We start from the raw sequence: 1,623 nt of genomic DNA, 5'->3' as shown, positions 1-1,623 counted from the left end.
CAGCAGTCGGCCACAACTTCCGCCGTATCCTCGCCTGGCTCAGAGAACTCTTGTGCCTCTGCCTGATCCAGCTATCGCATACGCTTGCCTGTCCGCTCTCGCTCAATTCGGCTTCTTAACGGACGACTTGGTACGTTTCGGACGGTTGGATACAGGGAGCGCAAGAATGCGACTCCAGAATAATATCGTGCGTCCTGCGCCGGCGCGTTAACGTCGGGTCCGGTGGAGCGAAGCGCCAATGCGGCACAAGGGGAATCCCGCCGATATCCTGCTACGCATGGGAACTTTCCGGCGGATTTCGACTTCCATCTGCCCCTTACGCTCATTGCCGCGCCGTTTGATGTGCTAAGCGCTGGACGTTGGCACAGACTTTCCGCCACCCGCAAGCCCGATATCGATGACCGGACAGAATCAACCATCTTCCCTCTACGCCAGGCGTGGCGCGAGCTCGCTATGGCGGATCGTGGTCGAGGCCATCCGTAAGGATATCATCGGCGGGACGTATAAGCCTGGCGAACGTCTACCTACAGAAACTGAGCTAGCGGCGATCTTCGGCGTTCACCGCAATACCGTGCGCCGGGCATTCGCGGTGCTCAAGGAGCGCGACTATGTGCGCATCGAGCAGGGACGGGGTACCTTCGTCAAGGAGCGCGTCGTCCACTCCCGATTGGGTGCGCGGACCCGTCTGAGCACGACCGTGCGCGACATGCACAGGATCAGCGAGCGCCGGTTCGTCGGCTCCGCGCGGGTTCGCGTCGACAGGGACCTTGCGCGCGACCTCCGTGTGCCACAGACCCAGTTCGCACGCAGAGTCGATACGCTGATGCTGATCGATGGTATCGCCGCCTCGATCTCGTCGAGCTATTTCCCGCTGCCTCGATTCGAGGGAATCGAGTCGTTGATCGAGCAGACGGGCAGTCTCACGGAGTCCTGTAAGCGCTTTGGCATCCTCGACTATCACCGATTCGAGACGCGGATTTCCGCGGGGTTATTGTCGCAGCCCGATTCCCTTCTGCTTGCGCTGCCGCGACGGCAAGCGGTAATCCTGATGACCAACATTAATGTGGACCTTGACAGCGTTCCGATCGTGGTCACAAGAGGGCGAATGGCCCCGCAATACATGGAAGTTGTCATTCGATTCAGCGAGTGACCAAGCAACTCGTGTTTTAGGCTGAGGGGATATTTGCCACTTTCATCCGAAAATAGCCAGTGCCGTACGAGCCGGCATTGGCAAGCAGATCCGTCGTTCTTTTCTAAACTAGAGAAGCGCCGGTGCTTCACCAGGACTGATGCATCGGCGCTACCTCGCGGCTGGCGCTTGCTGTACCAAACATTTCTTTTTTTGTGGGCGAAAGCGGTGCCCAGCAGACGGCACAATCCATCTCTCAACTTGTTCAAGCGGCGTCGCGCCTAAAGGATGACATCAAGGAATTCCTCTCCGGAAAGCAGACGAGAGAGATTTTCCTGCCTCATAAATCATACGCCACTCACGTAGCTAGTCGTCCGTGAACAAGGCACTAAGCGATTGAGCAGGAGTCAGTTTTCCGGTTGCGGCGGCATTTGAGATTGCAGGGATTGGGGGCTTGAGGCTCCCAAACCTTGCAATTTTCGTTTGTGGATTCC

At 57.7% G+C, this 1,623-nt stretch carries 1 protein-coding gene; it reads left to right on the top strand.

Annotated features, from left to right (window positions below; all coding sequences use genetic code 11):
• The first annotated feature begins 397 nt into the window (after positions 1-397).
• Positions 398-1,150, top strand: coding sequence for a phosphonate metabolism transcriptional regulator PhnF (phnF, locus tag GWG67_RS38625; protein ID WP_275174878.1), 753 nt, complete (start codon positions 398-400; stop codon positions 1,148-1,150).
• The last annotated feature ends 473 nt before the right edge of the window (positions 1,151-1,623 follow it).

The organism is Bradyrhizobium sp. CSS354, assembly GCF_029051725.1.
Classification (GTDB): Bacteria; Pseudomonadota; Alphaproteobacteria; order Rhizobiales; family Xanthobacteraceae; genus Bradyrhizobium.
Note: the sequence above shows the minus strand (reverse complement) of the source record. Positions and strands in the feature narration are given on the sequence as shown.